At 71.7% G+C, this 2211-nt stretch carries 2 protein-coding genes; both read right to left on the reverse strand.

Features of this window, described 5'->3' with window-relative positions; genetic code table 11:
- Positions 1 to 65: 65 nt before the first annotated feature.
- Positions 66 to 1841 (reverse strand): SLC13 family permease, encoded by a 1776-nt coding sequence (locus P409_RS32375; protein WP_034848302.1) that lies wholly within the window; start codon positions 1839 to 1841, stop codon positions 66 to 68.
- Between the two features lie 81 nt (positions 1842 to 1922).
- The coding region (locus tag P409_RS39575; RefSeq protein ID WP_034848305.1) for a hypothetical protein at positions 1923 to 2211 on the reverse strand (289 nt) is incomplete at its 5' end.

Below are 2211 nucleotides of genomic sequence, written 5' to 3' on the forward strand. Positions count from 1 at the left end.
GTTCGGCCAGGCGGCGCGCAGCGGCGGCAGCGCGGAGTCGATCGGGAGAGGGGGAAGGGGCTTGGTCACGCGGTGAAAGGCCAGACGATCGGGATCAGCAGGACCGAGACGGTGATGATGACGGCGTCGAGCGGCAGGCCGACGCGCCAGAAGTCCGACACCTCATATCCGCCCGGCCCCATGATGAGGGTGTTGTTCTGGTGCCCGAAGGGAGTCAGGAAGTCGCAGCTGGCGCCGATCGCGACGGCGATCAGGAACGGGTCGGGGCTGAGGCCCAGCTGCTGGGCGATGCCGATCACGATCGGCGCCATGATCACCACGGTCGCGGCATTGTTCAGCATCGGGGTGACGGCCATGGTCGCGGCCAGCACCACGGCCAGCACCAGATGCGGCGGCAGGTCCCGGGCCAGGGCGGCGATGCCGTCGGCCATCAGCTGCGCCGTGCCGGTGGTCTCCAGCGCGCCGCCCACCGGGATCATCGCGCCCAGCAGCACCACGACCGGCCAGTCGATGGATGTGTAGAGGTCCCGCAGCGGGATGGCGCGGACGGCCAGCATGCCCATCACCGCCAGGGCAAAGGCGATGGTGGCGTCGACGGCGCCGGTGGCCGTCGCGACGATGGCGGTGACGAACAGGGCCAGCGGCAGCCACAGGTTGCGGCTGCGCAGGGTCAGCCGGCGTTGGGCCAGCGGCAGGCAGCCCAGCGCCTGCAGCGTGTCCGGCAGGGTGTCGGCATCGCCCTGCAGCAGCAGCACGTCGCCCGCCTCGATGGCGATGTCGCGCAGCCGCTGCTTCACCGGATGGCCATGGCGCGAGACGGCCAGCAGGTTCACCCCGTGGCGGCGGCGCAGGTCCAGATCGGCCGGGCTGGACCCGCGGATCCAGGCATTGGCCGGCACCACCGCCTCGGCGGTGACCAGGCTGCCCAGGCCGCCGGCCTCGGGCGGCCGCTCGGCCGCCAGAACGATGTCGCCGTCGCCCAGCGCCTGCTCCAGCGCCTGGGTGTCGGCCTGCACCATCAGCAGGTCGCCGGGCGCCAGATGCTCCAGCCGGATCAGCCCGGCGACGCGGCGCTGGCCGCGGACGAGGCCGAGCACGACGATCCGGCCTTTCTGCGCTTCCTCGAACGCCATCACCGACCGGCCGGCCATCCTCGATTTCTGGGTGACCTCGACCTCGGTGGCGTAGCGGCTGATCTCGAAGCTCTCCTCCTCCGCCTTCCGGCCGCGGCGGCTGGACGGGATCAGCCGCCAGCCCAGCAGCAGCATGTAGGCCAGGCCGGCGACGGTCAGCGCCAGGCCGACCGGGGCGAAGTCGAACAGGTGGAACGGCTCGCCCACCGCCTTCTCGCGGAAGGCGGAGATCAGCAGGTTCGGCGGCGTGCCGATCAGGGTGACGGTGCCGCCCAGGAGGGTGGCGAAGGACAGCGGCATCAGGATCGCCGAGGGCGAATAGCCGGATTTGCGCGCGCCCTGGATCGCCACCGGCAGCACCAGCGCCAGCGCCCCGACATTGTTCATGAAGGCCGAGATCAGGGCGCCGAAGCCGCACAGAACCGCCATCTGGGCAAAGCGGCCGTCGGCGACGCGGGCCAGCGCCGCGACCATGCGGTCGACCGCGCCGGACAGGGCCAGCGCCCGGCCGATCACCAGCACCGCGGCGACCGTGACCACGGCCGGGTTGCCGAAGCCGGCGAAGGCGTCCTCGGCCTTCACCAGCCCCAGCAGCACGGCGGCCAGAAGCGCGCCCACCGCCACCAGGTCGAAGCGGATGCGGTTCCACACGAACAAGGCCAGGGCCCCGGCCAGCAGGGCGACGATCGCGATCTGGTCCTGGGTCATCCGGCCTCTGGTCGGTTCGACGGTCTGGGATTTCTATCTACACCCCGACACGCCGGATCGTGCCTGCCTGTTCTGCGGGCGTCAGTAGCCGAGCGTCACCATCGAGTAGATGTCGCTGCCCATCTCCACCGCCTCCAGCACCGGGTTGCGGCGGCCGCCGGCGACGGTGCCGCGCACCACCAGCGGCCGGCCGGGGGCCAGGCGGCTGCGGTCCGGGTCCATCGCCGCGGCGAGGGCTGGGGAGAAGCGGATCACGGTCTTGTCCCTCAGGATCGCGCCGTCGGGGCGGCCGGATCCGTCGGTCAGCACGAAGTCGATCAGGCCGCTCTTCTCGGTCAGCATCGGCCGGGCCGGGACATAGACGGTGGTC

Origin of the sequence: Inquilinus limosus MP06 (genome assembly GCF_000767795.1) — a bacterium.
GTDB classification, from domain to species: domain Bacteria; phylum Pseudomonadota; class Alphaproteobacteria; order DSM-16000; family Inquilinaceae; genus Inquilinus; species Inquilinus limosus_E.

Bases quoted from the DNA above. Each gene is read 5' to 3' on its own strand.
- P409_RS32375 (WP_034848302.1), bottom strand. From the start codon at position 1,841: ATGACCCAGGACCAGATCGCGATCGTCGCCCTGCTGGCCGGGGCCCTG.